This window comes from Corynebacterium guaraldiae, assembly GCF_053480195.1.
Genome location: NZ_JBRBAU010000010.1, coordinates 1 through 18,960 on the forward strand (window position 1 = coordinate 1; position 18,960 = coordinate 18,960).

General features: G+C 60.9%; 14 protein-coding genes and 1 pseudogene. 11 read left to right on the top strand and 4 right to left on the bottom strand.

The features are described 5' to 3' along the window. Positions 1 to 125: 125 nt before the first annotated feature. A pseudogene (locus ACUY3D_RS08810) lies at positions 126 to 1,131 on the bottom strand (IS3 family transposase); the annotation flags it as partial. 388 nt (positions 1,132 to 1,519) lie between these two features. On the opposite strand from ACUY3D_RS08810, the gene ACUY3D_RS08815 reads away from it, so the two are divergent. From ACUY3D_RS08815 to ACUY3D_RS08850, 8 genes are all read left to right on the top strand, one after another. Then, positions 1,520 to 2,809 carry an inorganic phosphate transporter gene (locus ACUY3D_RS08815; protein ID WP_083303822.1) on the top strand — a complete coding sequence of 430 codons (1,290 nt, stop codon included), beginning with the start codon at positions 1,520 to 1,522 and terminating at the stop codon, positions 2,807 to 2,809. Between the two features lie 11 nt (positions 2,810 to 2,820). Beyond that, positions 2,821 to 3,123, top strand: coding sequence for a hypothetical protein (locus tag ACUY3D_RS08820; protein ID WP_070531060.1), 303 nt, complete (start codon positions 2,821 to 2,823; stop codon positions 3,121 to 3,123). A gap of 258 nt (positions 3,124 to 3,381) precedes the next feature. Further along, complete coding sequence (locus ACUY3D_RS08825) at positions 3,382 to 3,633, top strand: hypothetical protein (RefSeq protein ID WP_070531063.1); 252 nt, start codon at positions 3,382 to 3,384, stop codon at positions 3,631 to 3,633. A gap of 227 nt (positions 3,634 to 3,860) precedes the next feature. Further along, positions 3,861 to 5,474, top strand: coding sequence for an acyl-CoA carboxylase subunit beta (locus ACUY3D_RS08830; protein ID WP_070531065.1), 1,614 nt, complete (start codon positions 3,861 to 3,863; stop codon positions 5,472 to 5,474). Positions 5,475 to 5,533: 59 nt separating this feature from the next. Continuing rightward, positions 5,534 to 6,865: a carboxyl transferase domain-containing protein gene (locus ACUY3D_RS08835; protein ID WP_070564898.1), complete on the top strand. Its 1,332-nt coding sequence runs from the start codon at positions 5,534 to 5,536 to the stop codon at positions 6,863 to 6,865. Between the two features lie 10 nt (positions 6,866 to 6,875). Further along, on the top strand, positions 6,876 to 7,070 hold the full coding sequence (locus ACUY3D_RS08840; RefSeq protein WP_070528100.1) for an acyl-CoA carboxylase subunit epsilon: 195 nt from the start codon (positions 6,876 to 6,878) through the stop codon (positions 7,068 to 7,070). Positions 7,071 to 7,074: 4 nt separating this feature from the next. Further along, positions 7,075 to 7,671: a Maf family protein gene (locus ACUY3D_RS08845; protein ID WP_070564901.1), complete on the top strand. Its 597-nt coding sequence runs from the start codon at positions 7,075 to 7,077 to the stop codon at positions 7,669 to 7,671. A gap of 99 nt (positions 7,672 to 7,770) precedes the next feature. Next, entirely contained in the window at positions 7,771 to 8,187 is a 417-nt protein-coding gene (locus ACUY3D_RS08850; RefSeq protein ID WP_448240901.1) for a DUF3151 domain-containing protein, read from the top strand. Between the two features lie 302 nt (positions 8,188 to 8,489). On the opposite strand, the gene ACUY3D_RS08855 is transcribed toward ACUY3D_RS08850, so the two are convergent. After that, complete coding sequence (locus tag ACUY3D_RS08855) at positions 8,490 to 9,656, bottom strand: DUF4282 domain-containing protein (RefSeq protein ID WP_070564904.1); 1,167 nt, start codon at positions 9,654 to 9,656, stop codon at positions 8,490 to 8,492. A 197-nt stretch (positions 9,657 to 9,853) separates the two neighbouring features. Beyond that, positions 9,854 to 10,912: a Cj0069 family protein gene (locus ACUY3D_RS08860; protein ID WP_070564907.1), complete on the bottom strand. Its 1,059-nt coding sequence runs from the start codon at positions 10,910 to 10,912 to the stop codon at positions 9,854 to 9,856. Positions 10,913 to 11,201: 289 nt separating this feature from the next. Between ACUY3D_RS08860 and ACUY3D_RS08865 the strand changes: the two genes are divergently transcribed. The 3 genes from ACUY3D_RS08865 to ACUY3D_RS08875 all read left to right on the top strand — a co-directional run bounded on the left by ACUY3D_RS08865 (position 11,202) and on the right by ACUY3D_RS08875 (position 14,786). Then, positions 11,202 to 12,062 carry a sulfurtransferase gene (locus ACUY3D_RS08865; protein WP_448240903.1) on the top strand — a complete coding sequence of 287 codons (861 nt, stop codon included), beginning with the start codon at positions 11,202 to 11,204 and terminating at the stop codon, positions 12,060 to 12,062. 141 nt (positions 12,063 to 12,203) lie between these two features. Then, positions 12,204 to 13,976 carry an acetyl-CoA carboxylase biotin carboxylase subunit gene (locus tag ACUY3D_RS08870; protein ID WP_448240904.1) on the top strand — a complete coding sequence of 591 codons (1,773 nt, stop codon included), beginning with the start codon at positions 12,204 to 12,206 and terminating at the stop codon, positions 13,974 to 13,976. Between the two features lie 252 nt (positions 13,977 to 14,228). Beyond that, positions 14,229 to 14,786, top strand: a complete 558-nt coding sequence (locus ACUY3D_RS08875; protein WP_070531085.1) for a GNAT family N-acetyltransferase — start codon at positions 14,229 to 14,231, stop codon at positions 14,784 to 14,786. Positions 14,787 to 15,287: 501 nt separating this feature from the next. Here ACUY3D_RS08875 and ACUY3D_RS08880 read toward each other — a convergent pair. Next, a complete protein-coding gene (locus ACUY3D_RS08880) occupies positions 15,288 to 18,719 on the bottom strand; it encodes a pyruvate carboxylase (protein ID WP_070563898.1) in 3,432 nt (1,143 codons plus the stop codon). Positions 18,720 to 18,960: the final 241 nt, after the last annotated feature.

Sequence of the window (18,960 nt, forward strand, 5' to 3'; positions counted from 1 at the left end):
ACACTAAGCGGCTTCACGAAGCATTGGACTACGCCACCCCACAAGAAGTAGAAACCGAGTACTATCTCACCCAGCCCATCAACACAGGGCCGTAAAAGAAGCGGAACTAAACCCAGGACGCTTCAAAATGATTCTGCCAGGGCATTATCGGCACTCGTTCCCACTGCTCCCATGGATTGGCGTACACCAAGCTTGGCGCAGTGGTCCCTAAATGCCTGTGAGGTGTACACACTGCCGTGATCGGAATGGAAAATTGCCCCTTTAAGGCTTCCTCGGACTTTTCTGGCATGAGATAAAGCTTCGATAACCAGCGATACCCGCATGTGATCGGCGAGTGCATGGCCGACGAGTTTGCGCGAGTAGGCGTCGATGACCGTGGCTAGGTACATGTTCTTGCCGCCCTTACACGGCAGGTAGGTGATGTCGCCGACGTAGACGTGGTTTGGCCTGTCAGCTGTGAATCTGCGGCTTATTAAATCTGGCATGACTCGGTGGCCAGGCTTGCGCCTGGTGGTGATGCATCGACGCCGTTTACTAAAGCCTTTCAGCCCCATGGATTTCATGATGCGTGCGACCTTCTTGTGGTTGATCGGGCCGAAGTCCGTATCGTCGTTGAGGCTTGCAGCGATGCGTTTAGCACCATAAAGCCCGTGCTCATCATCGAAGATGGTCTTGATTCTCGCCCCAATAAGGGCATCGGAACACGTCTTTAACCTGCGTTTTTCGCGGGTGTTAACCCATTTGTAGAACGAGGAGCGATTGAGCTTTAACACGTGGCACATCCGCTTGACCGAGTATTCGGTTCGGTGGTCATAGACAAACTGGAAGCGGATTACCAGCGTGTCTCTTCGGCAAAATACTTAGCAGCCTTGCGCAGGATGTCGCGTTCTTCACGTAGCTTTGAGTTTTCTTTTTCTAGCTGGCGGATTCGCTCAGAATCGGTTGTTGCCTGAGCCTCATCGCGCAAGGTCTTCGTGCGGGCACGCTTGCCGGTGCCGTACTGCTTAAGCCACGAATAAAGTGAGGAAGATTGACTCCAAGCTCTGCTGAAGCCGCGTGAAGTGAGAGGTCCTCATTGTTCTCGTAGAGGGCCACAGCATCACGTTTGAACTGTTCGGAGTACCTAGGCATGGTGGTAGATTACCTTTCTTCCCAACCCAACCGGGCTGGATATCAGGTGTCTACCTAACGGGGGTCAGGTCCGATCTCCGAGTCAATCCTCAACCGACTCGTCTCCGGCGCCGAGATCATCACACTCGAAGGACCAAACATGCGCCTCACCACCAACACATAACCACCAACAACGCCTGAGTAAGACACCGCTACCGGATACTCACTCAGGCGCTACCAGATACTCACCACACCGCTACCATTTCAGTCTTCTGAACAATTGGCACCATTACCTTTCGGGACTATCGTCAACCGCGGTTAGCTCGCAGTCGTCGCGCCACCCCTTTGGCCCCGACACGCTGACCCCTCTTTGTAGATTATTGCCCTAGTCCTGAAAGGGATCACGCTCGTGTCAGCGACTCTTATCATCTTGGCCATCGTGGTCATCACGGCACTGGCCTTCGACTTCACTAACGGTTTCCACGACACAGCCAACGCTATGGCAACGTCAATTGCTACCGGCGCACTGAAGCCGTTCACCGCGGTCGCCATTTCCGCCCTCCTCAACCTCATCGGCGCATTCCTCTCCGTCAACGTGGCCGCCACCGTGGCCAAGGGAATCGTCAACCTTGACCAGTACGATGTCTCCGTCCCCGCCGACGGCGACGCTTTGCTCATGGTCGTCTTCACCGGCCTCATCGGCGGCATCACCTGGAACCTATTTACCTGGCTCCTTGGCATGCCGTCTTCATCCTCCCACGCCCTCTTTGGTGGCCTCATCGGCGCTGCCTTCGCAGCCCTGGGCACCGGCGGCGTGGCATGGTCCTCCATCGCCGGCAAGATCATCATCCCGGCTATTGCCTCCCCGCTCATCGCCGCTCTGGTTTCCGCCTGCGGTACCGCCCTGGTGTACTGGGTGACCAACACCATCCCGAGCAAGGTCAAAAACGAGCACTTCCGCCACGGCCAGATCGTAACCGCCTGCCTCGTATCCCTGGCCCACGGCACCGGTGACGCACAGAAGACGATGGGCGTTATCTTCCTTGCCCTCGTTGCCGCTGGCGAGGCCAACTCCGATTCCCGCATCCCAACCTGGGTCATCGTGGCCTGTGCCGTCGCGATTGCCGCCGGCACCATGTCGGGCGGCTGGCGCGTCATCCGCACCCTGGGCAAGGGGCTCGTGGAGATTGAATCCCCGCAGGGCATGGCCGCTGAGGCCACCTCCGCCGCCATCATCCTGACCTCCGCCACCGGCGGTATGGCACTGTCCACCACCCACGTGTCCACCGGTTCCATCCTGGGTACCGGCCTGGGCCGCAAGGGCGCGAAGGTTCGCTGGGGCGTCGCCATGCGCATGGTGGCCGCGTGGCTCATCACCCTTCCGTGCGCCGCCTTCGTCGGCTTCGTTACGTGGTGGATTGCCAACGGCGTGGGCGCAGCCACCAACACCATGGTGGGTGCCATCGTTGACCTAATCATCCTGCTGGGAATGGTCGCCCTCATCCTCCTGCGCGCTCGCCGCAACCCGGTTGACGCTAATAACGTCAACGACGACTGGGACGAGGACTCCGAGTCCGTCGACTCCTCGATGTCTCACCGCGAAAAGGTCGCCGCCGGCGTTTCGACCGGCAACGCCCCTGGCGCCGCAAACGCCGTCAATGATGTGGTCAAGTCCCACACCGCTCACAAGGACAACTAAGGATTCCAATCATGACCGCAATGGAAATCGTCACCGCCCTCATTCGCGTGGCCGCACTCGCGCTCGCCTTCGGCGCCGGCATCCCACTCCTCTTCGCTTTGGGCATGCGCTGCATGACGGGCGACCCCATCCGCAACGCCGAAGGCGTTGTCGTTGATGACACCGAAGCTTCACCCCAGATGAAGATGCTTGGCTGGACGGTATACGCCGTTCTCGCCCTCCTCATCCTTGTCGCTATCACATGGATTGCAAAGGACTCCATCGCCCATTACTTCGGCTGGGAGCCATTTGCCGGAATCGCTAGCGGGCACTAAGCCTTCCCCCCTCCCACCGACAACACCAACAGCCCCGTCGCCCTACACGGCGGGGCTGTCCTTTTTGCCCTTATTCATTTTCCTCCGCCGCAGGAAGCACATGTGTGCCCCTGGTCACACATCAGCCAAGGTAAACAAAAAGTTAACTTAACTTGAAATCTATGTAGCGTTTTGGACGTTTACACGATATAGTTGGTGAATACCAACGGTACGGTACCCCGTACCTTTACTACGAGAGACAAAAAGGGGCGAGCACGAATGAATACCATTTCCGGCTTTATTTCCGCCATTACTAACACATTCAAGACCGCCACCGGTACCGGTCTTGACACCATTACCGCTGCGCCCATCGCAGCGCAGGTGGCAGAAGATCTTGTCAAGCACGATCTCATTCCGGCAACCCATACCGACATCGAGGAAAGCTTCGCCGCCCTCACGGGCGACTTCCCCCGGGAAGGCGACCTTGCCGAGGTAGAGCTATTCCTCGACAGCTTCGGATGGCTTGCATAAAATCCTTCACCAAACCCCGCCCCCACCGGGCGGGGTTTTCTCATGCGGCCACCCTTCAAACGGTACATTTCGCGCCCACTACACTGTCAGCCATGCACCCAACACGCCGTTTACGAGGATTCCCTCATCTTTTTCACCGCCCCTCACCTGCCCGAACGTAAATTGTGAGCGGAATCACCCGTGCGCCGCTATACATTCCTATACAAAACTTCTCTACACTGCCAAACATGACTATTTCCTCACATTTGTCGGAGCTTGACTCCCTGAGCGCCGACACCACCGCAGGCAAGATCGCTGAACTGAAGAGGCGTCGCGAAGCAGCGGCGCAGCCCATGGGCGAGAAAGCCCACGAAAAGGTCCACGCCCAAGGCCGCCTCACCGCACGTGAGCGCTTGGACTATCTCCTCGACGAGGGCTCCTTCGTCGAGACCGATATGCTCGCCGTGCACCGCACCACGGACTTCGGCATGGGCAAGAAGCGCCCACTGACCGATGGCATCGTCACCGGCTGGGGCACCATCGACGGCCGCGAGGTCTGCATTTTCTCCCAGGACGGAACCGTCTTTGGTGGCGCACTCGGTGAGGTCTACGGCGAGAAGATGATCAAGATCATGGAGCTTTCCATCACCACCGGCCGCCCGCTCATCGGCCTATACGAGGGTGCCGGCGCCCGCATCCAGGACGGCGCCGTGTCCCTGGACTGGATTGCCAAGACCTTCTACCAGAACGTCAAGGCTTCCGGCATCGTCCCGCAGATCTCCGTCATCATGGGCGCGTGCGCCGGCGGCAACGCCTACTCCCCTGCCCTGACTGATTTCGTGGTGATGGTGGACAAGAAGTCCAAGATGTTCGTCACCGGACCAGACGTCATCAAGACCGTCACCGGCGAAGAAGTCAGTCAAGAAGAACTCGGCGGCGCGGGCGTCCACATGCACAAAGCAGGAACCTCGCACTACACCGCCGCCAGCGACGAGGAAGCCCTGGATTGGGTCCACGACTTGCTGACCTACCTTCCCTCCAATAACCGCCAGCTGACCCCGGTTGAGCCCTACGAAGACCTGGGCGAAGAAACCGCCGACGACCTCATGCTGGATGAGATCATCCCGGATTCCCCAAACCAGCCCTATGACGTCAAGGAGGTCATCGAGGCCCTCACCGATGACGGTGACTTCCTGGAGATCCAGGCCGACCGCGCCGATAACGTGGTCACCGCCTTCGGACGCATCGAAGGCCGCACTGTTGGTTTCGTTGCTAACCAGCCCCAGGTCTTCGCCGGCTGCCTCGACATCGATTCTTCCGAGAAGGCCGCCCGCTTCGTGCGCACCTGCGATGCCTTCAACATCCCTATCATCATGCTTGTCGACGTCCCCGGCTTCCTCCCCGGCGCCGACCAAGAACACGACGGCATCCTGCGCCGCGGCGCCAAGCTGCTCTACGCCTACGCCGAAGCCACCGTTCCCAAGATCACCGTCACCCTGCGCAAGGCATACGGCGGCGCCTACTGCGTGATGGGCTCCAAGGGGCTGGGCGCGGACATCAACCTGGCATGGCCCACCGCCCAGATCGCGGTCATGGGTGCAGCAGGTGCCGTCGGTTTTATCTATCGCAAAGAGATCAAGGCAGCCCATGAGAAAGGCCTCGACGTGACGGAACTGACCAAATCCTTCGAGCGCGAATACGAAGATCACATGCTCAACCCGTATAAGGCAGCAGAGCGCGGGCTTATCGACGCCGTCATTCTCCCCTCCGAAACCCGCAGTGCAATCGCTAAAAACCTGCGCTTCTTCACGGACAAGAATGTCGCGCGCCCATCGCGCAAGCACGGAAACATCCCGCTCTAGGCCGCGCTCGTTTCAGCACAAATCAGTGCAGCAGAAGCACTGTATTACACTAGTGTTCCATGACTGACTTGAAGACGACCGCTGGCAAGATCGAGGACCTGAGCGCCAAGCTCACCGAGTCCCGGGCGCCGCAGGGAGAAGTCCCGGCAGCCCGCAGCGCCATCGAGGCGCTCTTTGACGCCGGCTCCTTCGTGGAGACCGACGCCCTTGCTCGCCACCGCTCCACCGAGTTCGGCCGCGAGCACATCCGCCCCTACACCGATGGTGTCGTCACCGGCTTCGGCACCGTCGATGGCCGCAAGGTCTGCGCCTATGCGCAGGACGCCTCGTTGTTCGACGGCACCATGGGCGAGGTCTATGGCGAAAAGGTCACCAAGCTCTATGACCTGGCCATTAAGACCGGCGTGCCCATCGTCGCGCTCGTTGCCAGCGATAAGCCCCGCGCCCAGGAGGGCATCGTCTCCTCCGCCATGCAGGCCCGCATCCTCGCCCGCGCCACCACCGCCTCCGGCCTCATCCCGCAGATCACGGCGGTTTACGCGGAGTCCAAGGAGGCCTCGCTCGTGGCCGCGCTGTCCGATGTCGTCATCGCCCCCGACGGCGACGTGCAGGCGGACGGGGAGCACGAGGTGAGCGTCGCCAAGCGCGTGCTCTCCTATCTGCCCTCCAATAACCGTGCCGCCGCGCCCCGCACCGAGGCCACCATCGTTGCGGGTTCGGTGGAAGACAACATCAGCGAGGCCGACCACGCGCTCGATACCCTCGTGGGCGATGACGGCGCCGTGGATCTCGCCGACGTGGTCACCGCTACCTGTGAGGATGTTTTCGAGCTCGGCGCCTGGGTGCGCGGGGTCTTCACCGGCTTCGGCCGCGTGGAGGGACGCACGGTGGGCATCATCGCCAACCGCGACTCTCTCGATGCCGCAGCCGCCGCCAAGGCCGCGCGTTTCATTCGCCTGTGCGATGCCTTCAACACCCCCATCGTCGAGTTCGTCGACTCCCCGGCTCTGGATGTGGAGAAGGCAGCGTTGGCCAAGCTCGTGCATGCTTATGCTGCGGCGAGCGTGGGCAAGATCAGCGTGATCGTGCGCCGCGCGCACGGCACCGGCTACATCGCTTTCGGTTCCAAGGAGCTCGGTGCGGACCTGTCCTATGCGTGGCCGACGGCCGAGATCGCCGTGGCCGATGCCCCTGAACTGGCCGCTGAGCTGGAGCTGAGTGAGGACGAGGCCGCAGCCTACCTCACCCCGTACCAAGCCGCTGAGCGCGGTCTCGTCGATTCCGTTATTACCCCGGCAGCCACGCGCGGTTCCCTCATTGAGGGACTGCGCCTGCTGGATCGCAAGATTATTCCGACCCTGCCGAAGAAACACGGCAATATCGTTTTGTAGAGGTTTCCCCATGACCGCTTCCCTGTTTACCGTTCTCAACGGCAACCCCACCGACGCTGAGGTGGCGGCCCTGACCACGGTGCTCAGCCAGCTCGACTCCGAGGCGCGTGCCAAGGCCGCCGATACCCGCTCCGAGCGCGACCTGTGGGGCCAGCCGGGCGACGTGTTTAACCCGTCCGCCTTCCGCAACGTCCGCTACTACTAAGCACATGCGCCTGGTTCTGGCTTCTCAGTCCCCGTCCCGCCTGTCCATCCTGCGGGGTGCGGGCGTGGAACCCGTCATTGCCCCGGCCCACGTGGATGAGCGGGCCATCGAGGAGCGCCTGGCGGGTGCTGAGCCCGCCGAGATCGTCTGCGCACTCGCCACGGCCAAGGCAGAGGCCATTGCCCCGGACTATCCCGAGGACGTCGTGGTGGGCGGGGATTCCATGCTGCTTCTCGACGGCTCCCTCCAAGGCAAACCCCACACCCCCGAGGCCACCGTGGAGCGCTGGCACGCGCAGGCCGGCCGCGCCGCGGAGCTCATCACCGGCCACTGCGTGCTGCGCGGCGAGGAGCGCTTCGTGGAGGCCTCGCGCACGACGGTGCACTTTGCGGAAGCTACTGCCGCCGATATCGAGGCCTATGCTCGCACCGGCGAGCCGCTGGAATGCGCCGGCGCCTTTACCCTGGAGGCCCTCGGCGGTTGGTTCATCGACCGCATTGAGGGCGATCCTTCCTCCGTCATCGGCCTTTCGCTGCCGGTGCTGCGCCGCGCTCTGTATTCCTTTGGACTCAACGTTTCCGACTTCTGGGCCCAGCCCTAATTCGGGGCGAGCCCTTCTAGTTGCGGGTGAATCCATCCAGCTGCGGGCGAACCTTTCTAGGTTCGCCCCCTCGCTGCCACATGGCTAGAGTGGGACGGCATGGAAATGAAAGATATGCTCGCTCCCCCGCCCATCAAGCTGTCGGCCGATCCGGGTGCTGACAGCACCTCCGATCTCACCGCAGGAATTGTCGCCCACCCGGATTCCCCGCTGCTGTGGGCACTGCTGGCGGAGCAGGAACTAGACAAGCACAAGGGCGCTGAACCCACCGCTTTCATCACCGCCTACGCTTATGCGCGTACCGGCTACCACCGCAGCCTCGACCGCCTGCGCGGCAATGGATGGAAGGGCTGGGGCCCTGTCCCCTTCTCCCATGAGCCTAACCAAGGCGTGCTGCGCGCGATTGCCGCACTGGGCCATGCTGCAAAGGCCATCGGTGAGGACGCGGAGTATGACCGCATCCGTCAAATGCTTTCCGACGCCGACCCCGAGTCCGTCGCCACGCTGCTGGACTAAGCAGCCAGTAGCGCCGTTGCGCGCTATCCCGCCTACCCCGGTCCGCCACATGGTTCTAGTCAACTGGTTCTACTCAAAAGGTTTAGCTGGGGGCAGGTGAACCATCTAGGTGCCCACAGATGGTTTGTTTAGGGGCACACGAACCTTCTGACCCGAACCATATGACTGGAACCATCCGTGGCGGCTAACGGGCCTCTCCGACGGGCATAGGGCTTTAAATACAAAAATCCCGCGGACCTCAAATAATGAGGCCGGCGGGATTAGTCTGTCTGCCCTAAAGCAGCGCAGGGATTGGTATGCGATTAAGCCTTGTCGCCGTCTGCCTTAGCAACAAGATCACCGGTGTTCTGCGCGGTGCGGATGTTTGCCACGAAGAACTCCAAGATCAAGCGGAACTGGATGACATAGAAAAAGAACGCGATTCCGCCAAAAATGACAGCGCCCAGGAACGCCAAGATTCCGCTGACAAAGCTGTCAGCAAAAGCCACGAAAGAGAAGAGGATCAATCCTGCCCAGGAGAGTCCTGCCAAAATGACGAGCAGAATGTAGATGAAGGAGGAGAACTTCAGGGTGACAAAGCTGCTGAAGGAGAAGTCAAACAGCGCCTTGAAGAAGCCCGTGCTCTTAGAAGAACCACCGTTCTGTGCGGCCTGCTGCGGGTACTGATTGTTCTGTGGAGAGGCAGCAAAGGGCGAGTTCTGCTGACCGAAGCCCTGCTGTTCCTGCGTACCAAAGCCCTGCTGGCTTTGGGAGCCGAACCCTTGCTGCTCCTGTCCACCAAAGCCCTGGTTCTGCTGCTGGTAGCTACCAAAACCGGACGTGGAGTTGGAGTGAGAAGCCTGGGCGCCGAAGCCATCACCAGACTGCTGCCCAAAACCCTGGCTCTGGTTGGATTCTGCCTGCGCACTGCCGCCAAAGCCTTCGCTGCCAAAGCCGCTGTTGCCGTAACCGTGGTTGCCGTAGCCCTGATTCGAGTTCGTCGCCTCAGCGGAGTGCTCGGCGCCAGCACTGCTATCGGAGTTGTAGGAAGCGTAGGAGGCGCCAAAAGAGTCATGGTTAGCGCGGGTGTCATGGCTTTCAGACTTGTTGTCAGATGACTCCGTGTTGGCAGAACCAGAGGCGGACTCAGACGCAGCAAAGCTGGAGCCAAAAGTGCTGTCCTTGGCCTCACCTTCAGACTCCGGCTGCGAATTCTGGGAAGACGCACTTCCGAACGAGGAGGTCTCAGCGGAGCTCTCGGAGTAATCGCCGTAGCCGGCCTGGCCGCCCCAGCCGAAGTTGGAGTTCTGTCCCTGGCTGTTCCACCCAGAAGCAGAATTATCGCTGCCGGACTGAGAGCTACCGTAGCCGCCAAAGCTACCGAAGCTGTTGTTCCCAGCGTTGTCGCCGTGGGAACCGTGAGCGTTGTAGTCGCCAGCGTTGTTATCGTTCTTGTCGCCGTTCTCACCAAACTGGTTGGGGTTCGTCATAGTTTTTAGACCTTTCGGAGAATCATTGATTTTCGCAGTGCGCTACAGCACGATACTGTCATAAATTTTTTACCCCACCGAACGTACCTGAGATCTTGCTCACCGGCAGCGCGAGTTAGGCAAATGCACCCCAGAAAACGACAGTTTCCCCCGCCACGGCAGGGGAAACTCAACAGGATTAGTGCGAAATAAATCGCTTAAGCGTGCTTGGCCTCCACGCGCTTGATGGCCTCAGCAGCCACCTTCTCCTGAATGCCCATGTCCAGCTCAGAGGTGAAGCCCACGCAGGAGCAGTTGATCTCACCAAGGACGTAAGTATCTTCGCCGTTTTCGCCGTCAGCCAGCATGAAGTCCGCGGTCCAGATCAGCGGGATGTTGTCACCGCCGAGCTTCTCTGCGATGACCGGGCGAACGTCAGCGAACATATCGACGAGCTCCTGCCACTCCTCCGGCTTTTGGTAGGTGTACTTGGCGCCGGAGAACAGGGTGGCGGAGAAGGCATCGCCGCCCTCGGCCGGCTTCTTGTGCACCACGAAGACCGGGTCCGGGCCCACGAGAAGAATACGAATCTCACCCTCAACGATGCGCGGCATGAAGCGCATGTCCACGAGCATGCCGTTGTCACCCACGATGTACTGATCGCAGAAGTCCATGAACTCGCCCAGCTCGCGCTCCTCGGAGTGGTTGTCCACAGCCTCGGTGCACTTGATCTTGGTGTCGAGCGACAGAGCCGTGCCCGGCTCGACGGACTCGGCCAGCTTCTCGTCGGCAAGGCGCACGCGCCAGATGCCGGAGCCGGTGGAGCCACGGTTCTGCTTAAGCACGCGCTCGCCGTAGGACAGGGAGGTCGGGAAGGTGTTGTGGAAGGACTCGACGTCGTAGTAGGCGGCGGTATCGGACGGGACCAGGTCGGTGTCGTTGAGCTTGACCAGGGCATCCTTAGCGCCGTAGGCCATCATCTCGTACGGGGTGGACATGCCGACCAAACCAGCGTCGGACAGCTTGGAGAGCAGGTCAAAGTAGCCCTTTTCACCGCCCGGGATGTTGCCCGGGTTCACGCGGGAGATGTAGGCATCAAAATTCTCGGATACATACTCGAAGAGCTTCTCGGACCACTCAGGGCGGTAGAACACGACCTCTGCATGCCAGCCTGCATCCTTGATGCAGTCGACGATTGGCATGGTGTCCTTACGGTGTCCGTTGATCTGCTTGTCTGATCCGCCCTCAACCTCGAAGACGACGATTGCCTTGTGCACAGTAATTCCCTTTCGCTAGGGGGTTGATGAGTGTCACTACTTAAAATAACCCAGGTTTGGCCCGCGCGCTCCCCTACAAAATCGGCCCAACAGAAGGTTAAAAAGCGAGCTTAGCGCACTTTTCAGCCCCTGACCTGCATACTTGTTATAACCAGTAAGTGCGAAGCGGCACAACCCGCCCAAGAAATGTATCCAACACCACAAAAGGCTCTCCCCCGTGACCACTTTTCGGCCAAGCACGCTAGAGTTGAAGCGAACGTTCCCCCTTAACGAGAAAGGCAGGTGGACCGTGGCCGAATTCGACCCGAATCCCCCTTTCCAGGAATACGCGCACCCCGAGCGTCTCGTGTCCGCACCGTGGCTATCCGCGCGACTGGGCATTAACGGCCTCCACGTGATCGAGGTCGATGAGGATTCACTCCTCTACGATATCGGCCACATCCCCACCGCTATCCGTATCAACGTCCAGACGGAACTGCTCGATAGCACAACGAGGGACATCATCAGCGCCGAAGACTTCACAGCCCTCCTTCGCTCGAAGGGCATCGAGCGCGATGACACCGTCATCCTGTACGGAGACAAGTCCAACTGGTGGGCTGCATTCGCCCTGTGGATCTTTGAGCTGTACGGCCACGAGGACGTGCGGCTTCTCGACGGCGGCCGGGATGCCTGGATGTCCGAAGAGCGCGATACCTCCTTCACGGTCCCCGAACCATCCGCCTCCTCTTACCCGGAGGTTTCCCGCGAAGAATCCTCTCGCATCTTCGTCGATGAGCTGCGCAGCTCCACCGCCACCGTTGTCGACACCCGCAGCCCAGACGAGTTCTGCGGCGAAGCCGCCTTCAAGAACGGAACCGGCGAGTCTGCCTACGGCACCACCTTGACGCACGGCCATATTCCCGGGGCCATCAACTTGGAATGGGATCGCGCGGTCTACCCCAACGGCTGCTTCCGTACACTCAGCGAGCTCAAGGTCAACTATGGTGAGCTAGAGCCCGCAACGGAAACCGTCCTTTACTCGCATGTCGGCGCTCAGGCCGCGCACACCTGGTTTGTGCTGAAGTACCTGCTCGGCTTCGACACCCCGCGCGTCTACGATGGCTCGTGGGCAGAGTGGGGCAACATGGTTCGCATGCCCGTTGAGCGCTAGCAACACGCCGAAATAAGCCCGCATCCTCGCTGGTGCGGGTTTATTTTTTGACACGAAACCAAGACGTGACGGTATCCTCATGTTTTGGTGTGCAAGAATAGTACGCAGTCCTATCAGAAAAATTGGAGGAGGGTTCCTGCCGTGGCAGTTGAAACCAAGAACATCACCAAGGTCCTCGTGGCCAACCGCGGTGAGATTGCGGTCCGCGTCATCCGTGCGGCTCGCGATGCCGGCATCGCATCCGTAGCGGTTTATGCCGAGCCCGATGCTGACGCCCCATTCGTCACGCTTGCCGACGAAGCCTTTGCACTCGGCGGCCAAAACTCCGCTGAGTCTTACCTCGATATCAACAAGATTCTCGACGCCGCCTCCAAATCCGGCGCCGACGCTATCCACCCCGGCTATGGCTTCCTCTCCGAGAACGCCGACTTTGCCCAGGCCGTCATCGACGCCGGCCTGATCTGGATCGGCCCCTCGCCGCAATCGATTGCGGACTTGGGTGACAAGGTCACCGCCCGCCACATTGCCGAGCGTGCCGACGCGCCCATGGCACCGGGTACCAAGGATCCCGTCGCCAGCGCCGAAGAGGTCGAGGCCTTCGCCGACGAGCACGGCCTGCCCGTTGCCATCAAGGCTGCCTTCGGCGGCGGTGGCCGCGGCATGAAGGTCGCTCACACCCGCGAGGAGATCAAGGACCTCTACGAGTCCGCCACCCGCGAGGCCACCGCAGCCTTCGGCCGCGGCGAGTGCTTCGTTGAGCGCTACCTGGATAAGGCCCGCCACGTCGAGGCGCAGGTCCTGGCTGACCAGCACGGCAACGTCGTCGTCATGGGCACCCGCGACTGCTCCCTACAGCGCCGCTTCCAGAAGCTCGTCGAAGAGGCCCCTGCCCCCTTCCTCACCGATGAGCAGCGCGCCTCCATCCATGAATCCGCCAAGCGCATCTGCCGCGAGGCCGGATACTACGGCGCTGGTACGGTGGAGTACCTCGTAGGTGCGGATGGACTCATCTCCTTCCTCGAGGTCAACACGCGCCTCCAGGTGGAGCACCCCGTTACCGAAGAAACCACCGGCTACGACCTCGTTCGCGAGCAGTTCCGCATCGCCGAGGGCCGCGAGCTTTCCATCGCCGAGGACCCGACCCCGCACGGCCACGCCTTCGAGTTCCGCATCAACGGCGAGGACGCCGCTGCGGGCTTCATGCCGGCTCCTGGAACCATCGTCTCCTACTCCGAGCCTTCCGGCCCGGGCGTGCGTATGGATTCCGGCGTGCGCGAAGGTTCCGTCATCGGCGGACAGTTCGATTCCATGCTGGCCAAGCTCATCGTCTGGGGCCCGGACCGCGAGACCGCCATCGCGCGCGCACGCCGCGCGCTGTCCGAGTACCGCATCGAAGGCCTGCCCACGGTTATCCCCTTCCACCAGGCAATCCTCACCGATCCTGCCTTCACCGCCGAGGACGGCAACTTCACGGTCTACACCAAGTGGATCGAGGAAGAGTGGGTCAACGAGCTGCCCGAATACACCGACACCGCCGAAGCACCTGAGGATGAGGACCAGGAAGCACCCCAGAAGTTCGTCGTCGAGGTTGGCGGCCGCCGCATCGAGGTTGCCCTGCCGGGCAACTTGCTCTTGGGTGGCGGCAACAAGCGCAAGAAGTCGAAGAAGCGCCGCGGTAAAGGCGCAGCAGCCAACGTGTCCGGTGACGCCGTGACCGCACCGATGCAGGGCAGCGTCATCAAGGTCGCCGTCGAAGAAGGCCAGGAAGTCGAAGAGGGCGAGGTCGTCGTCGTCCTTGAAGCCATGAAAATGGAGAACCCCGTCAAGGCCCACAAGTCCGGCACCGTGACCGACCTCAAGGTGTCCACCGGCACGCAGATCAACAAGGGCGAGCCGATTCTGGAGATCAAGTAATTTGCCGATGCTTCCTTACGGCCAGGGAGCACTGCAATAACCTTGCTTCAGTCAGCAACGTTACATACTCTTTGTACGTGATACCCCGGTGGAGCTCTGCTCCGGGTCACTGACTCGCTGAGTACAACTTACCGGGGTGCTGACTTGTCGCTCTGAGGGGATGCAACAGTGGCGCATCAGGATAGCGCCACCAACTCCACTCGAACCACTCAGTGAGTAGCTAGATTCAGAGATCAAGTAGCCTCGAAAGGCATGAGCGTTAACGATTCTGAGTTCGGTGTACGGTTGGCCAAGGAGCACGACCGTACCTACCTCTCCCGTCTCCTTTTCCTCGCCGATGTCCTCGGTGACGAGGACGCCCATATCGGGGATTTCCACACGCCTGACGTGGGGCTGTACATCGACGAATGGTCGCCCCATGTCGACGGCGGCGTCATCGCAGTCTCCAGCCATCGCGTCCCCGTCGGTGGTGCGTGGCTGCGCTACTACACCACTGAAGCGAAGGGTGCCGCCTACACCGGCAACCCCGAGGCCGATCCTTTTGATGAGTCTCAGTGGGCCACCGACCTAGATCCGGAGGAAATCCCCGAGCTCTTCATTGCTGTGGAGTCTCGCTACAGGGGCCTAGGCGCTGGGCGACGCCTCCTGCGCAACGCCTGCGACCTCGCCGAGGCGCAGCAGGCTCCCGCCGTATCGCTGTGGATTGAGCCGGAGAACACTGGCGCCCGCAAGCTGTATGAATCCGAAGGCTTCGTCGACATCGACGTGCCCGGCCGCCCGGATGCTCACGTGATGCTCAAGCGCTTCTAGTACGCAAACCGACAAAAGGTGTCGACTATACTCGACACTTCCTCGGTTTCTTGTAAAAGTGTCGACTATACTCGACGCCTTCGGCGGCGCGCCGACGACAGCGCCAAGAGCGACGTTGCTCACCCACCCATGACCCAAGTCGGGTGACAACGACCGTTTCCGTAGAACGCTGCACGTATCTTCGCGAAACGGATTACCTTCTTCGCACCCCTCGCAACGCACAGCATCTGCATGCCTCCATCGACATGCTGGAGACATCTGCCAAAAGGCGTCTGGTAAAAGGCATCTGCCAAAAGGCGTTTTCACGGCTAAAAACGCCTTTTACTCATTGCAGATGGCGTTCTTGGACCCAAAGATGCCTTCTGCCAGATGCCTTTTACGAGGCACGCCCTCCTGACTTAGGCCAATGCAGTGCGGAAAAATCCCACCCCACCGCCGAAAACCACCGGTGAGCAGCGCCAAGAATGACGCTGCTCACCCATCCATGACCTAAGTCGACTTTTAGTTGATAACGGCGATGAGGTCGCCGCCCTCCACCTTGGTGGCGGCGCCAATGGCGACGCGCTCGATGGTGCCATCCTTGGTGGCGGAAATAGAGGCTTCCATCTTCATGGCCTCGATGACGGCGATCTGGTCGCCGGCCTTGACCTCGTCGCCAGGCTTGGCGGTCGGGTTCACCACGCCGGCGAACGGTGCGGCCACGTGGCCCTCGTTGGACGGATCGGCCTTCTCCACGGTGGCGACGGTGGACTCGACGTTGTTGTCGCGCACCTTGAGCGGGCGGATCTGGCCGTTGACGTTGAGCACGACGTTGCGGATGCCCTTCTCGTCCGGCTCACCCATTGCGTCAAGACGCAAGGTGACGGGCTTGAGGTCCGCGCGGTCGTTGGAGCCCTCCGGGAAGTGGTGAACAATGTAGTCCTTACCTTCTTCCAGACCGTAGAAGAAGACCGTGTCCGTCAGCGCCTCGGTGTTGCCGTAGGTGCGGCGGAACTCGTTGAACTCCTCGAACTGCTTCGGGAAGAGCAGGCGGTTGAGGGAAGCGCGGCGCTCGGTGGAATCATCCGAAGCCAGGTGCTTCTTCTCATCCTCCGGCACGGGCTTGACGGTGACGTCGCCAGGCGCGCGGCCCTCCAGGACCTTATCGCGCAGCGGCGGCCAACCACCCGGAGGCGTACCGAGCTCACCGCGCAGGAAGGCGATGACGGAATCCGGGATGTCGTACTTGGTGGGGTTCGCCTCAAAGTCAACCGGGTCTACGCCAGCGCCCACAAGGTGCAGGGCGAGGTCACCGACCACCTTGGAGGACGGGGTCACCTTGGTCGGGCGGCCGAGCATCTCATTCACCGCAGCGTAGGTGTCCTCGATGATCTCGAAGCGATCCTCCAAGCCCAGAGCGGTAGCCTGCGCGCGAAGGTTGGACAGCTGGCCACCTGGAATCTCGTGGCGGTAGACGCGGCCGGTCGGTCCAGGAATACCCTTCTCGAAGGGCTGGTAGAGCTGGCGGACGGCCTCCCAGTACGGCTCAAGGTCGGAGACGGCCTTGAGGGAGATGCCGGTATCACGAGAGGAGTTCGAGAATGCCGCGATGATGGCGGACAGCGAAGGCTGGGAGGTAGTGCCCGCCAGCGGCGCGGAAGCACCGTCGACGATGTCGGCACCAGAAAGCGCTGCCGCGTAGTAGGTGGCCAACTGACCGCCAGCGGTGTCGTGCGTGTGCACGTGAACCGGCAGGTCGAACTCCTTGCGCAGAGCCATAACCAGCTTCGATGCGGACTCCGGACGCAGCAGGCCCGCCATGTCCTTGATAGCCAGGACGTGAGCGCCGGTGTTGACAATCTCCTCGGCCAGCTTGAGGTAGTAGTCCAGCGTGTAGAGCTTCTCATCCGGGGAGCACATGTCGCCAGAGTAGGCCATAGCGACCTCAGCCACGGTGGTGTTGGTCTCCAGGACGGCGTCGATAGCCGGGCGCATCTGGGTGACGTCGTTCAGCGCGTCGAAGATGCGGAAGACATCCACACCAGACTTGGCGGCCTCCTGCACGAAACCGGTGCACACGTCGTTGGAGTACGGCGAGTAGCCCACGGTGTTGCGACCGCGCAGGAGCATCTGGATGTTCTGGTTCGGCATGGCCTCACGCAGCAGATCCAGGCGCACCCACGGGTCTTCTTTGAGGAAGCGCATGGCGACGTCGTAGGTCGCACCGCCCCATGCCTCCACCGAGTACAGCTCCGGGGTCATGCGGGCGACGGCTTCAGCGGCGGTGACCAACGCGGTACCGCGCACGCGGGTGGCCAGCAGGGACTGGTGGGCGTCACGGAAGGTGGTATCAGTGACGGCAAGAGCGTCCTGCTTGCGGATCTTCTCCGCCCACTTTTTCGGGCCCAGCTCCAACAGTTCATCGCGGGAACCGCGCGGCAGCTCAGAGTTAAAGTCCAGATCCGGCAGCTTGTCGAAGGGGCGCAGGGTGGTCGGGCGCTCGCCGTTCGGCTTGTTGACGGTCACATCAGCGATGTAGTCGATGATGCGGCCAGACTCATCCACGGCCGGTGGGGCCTTGAGCAGGTCCGGGTGCTCCGGAATGAAGCTGGTGTCCACGCGGGTGTTGACGAAGTCCGGCTCGCGCAGCAGTGCGCGCAGGAAGCCGATGTTGGTGGCCACGCCGGCCACCGTGAACTCGTTGAGCGCGCGCTGCGCACGTGCCACGGCCTGCTCAAAGTTGACTCCACGGCAGGTCATCTTCACCAGCAGGGAGTCGAAGTTCGGGGAGACCTCAGCGCCGACGGCCGTTGCGCCGTCGAGACGCACGCCTGCGCCGCCCGGCGAGCGGTACTGGGTCAGCGTGCCGGTATCCGGGCGGAAGCCATTGGAGGGATCCTCGGTGGTGATGCGGCACTGGAGCGCCGCGCCGGTGATGTGGATGTCCTCCTGCTTGAGGCCCAACTCCTCGAGGGAGAAGCCCGCCGCAATCTGCATCTGGGACTTCACGATGTCCACGCCAGTGACCTCCTCGGTCACGGTGTGTTCCACCTGCACGCGGGGGTTCATCTCGATGAAGACGTGGTTACCCTTCTCATCGACGAGGAACTCGACGGTGCCGGCGCCTTCGTAGTTGATGTGCTCGCAGAACTTCACGGCGTCCGCACAGATGCGGTCACGCAGCTCTGGGTCCAGCGTGGGTGCCGGGGCGATCTCGACGACCTTCTGGTGACGGCGCTGCACGGAGCAGTCACGCTCAAACAGGTGCAAGACGTTGCCGTGGGAGTCAGCCAGAATCTGCACCTCGATGTGCTGCGGACGAATCACCGCGGTCTCGAGGTAAACGTTGCCATCGCCGAAGGCTGCCTCAGCTTCGCGGGAGGCCTCAGCACACTTGGTCTTGAGCTCCGCCTCGTTCTCGATGAAGCGCATACCGCGGCCGCCACCGCCGGCCACTGCCTTCACGAAGACGGGGAAATTAAAGTCCTTGGCGTATTCCGCCAGCTTGTCGACGTCCGTCGAGGGCTTCGAGTCCTTCAGAGTCGGCAGCCCCGCCTCCTGGGCAGCGGCTACCGCGGCGGCCTTATCACCGGTCAGGTCCAAGGTCTCCGGGGTCGGACCAATGAACTTAATGCCGTTGTCACGGCAGGCACGCGCCAAATCGGCACGCTCCGATAGGAAGCCGTAACCAGGGTAAATGGCATCTGCGCCGGACTTCTTGGCGGCGCGAATGACCTCATCGATGTCGAGGTATGCCTTGACCGGCTGGCCCTCGGTACCGATGCGCACTGCCTCATTGGCAAAAGCGCGGTGGAAGGAGTTGCGGTCTTCCTTTGGATAAATTGCAACGGTCTTGGAGCCGACCTCAAAGGCAGCGCGGAAGGCGCGCACGGCAATCTCACCGCGGTTGGCCACCAAGATCTTAGAGAAGGACTTGTGAGCAGTATCAGACACTGGGAGTGATCCTTTCAGATAAGCACAATACGAACTTAAGGATAGTGTCCGAGGCGACAATGCGGGCGGAAATCGACATATCGGTCAACAGATTTCGAATAGGTTCTCGCCAGACTCCTAGGCACACCCCTAGAAGACTCACCCCTTCATGAACAGCTCCCCTTCCCCCCCCCTTTAAACATGCAGCGGCCAAATAGGAGAAGAGTTACTTCGCTTTTAAAAAAATATAAACCTATTGACA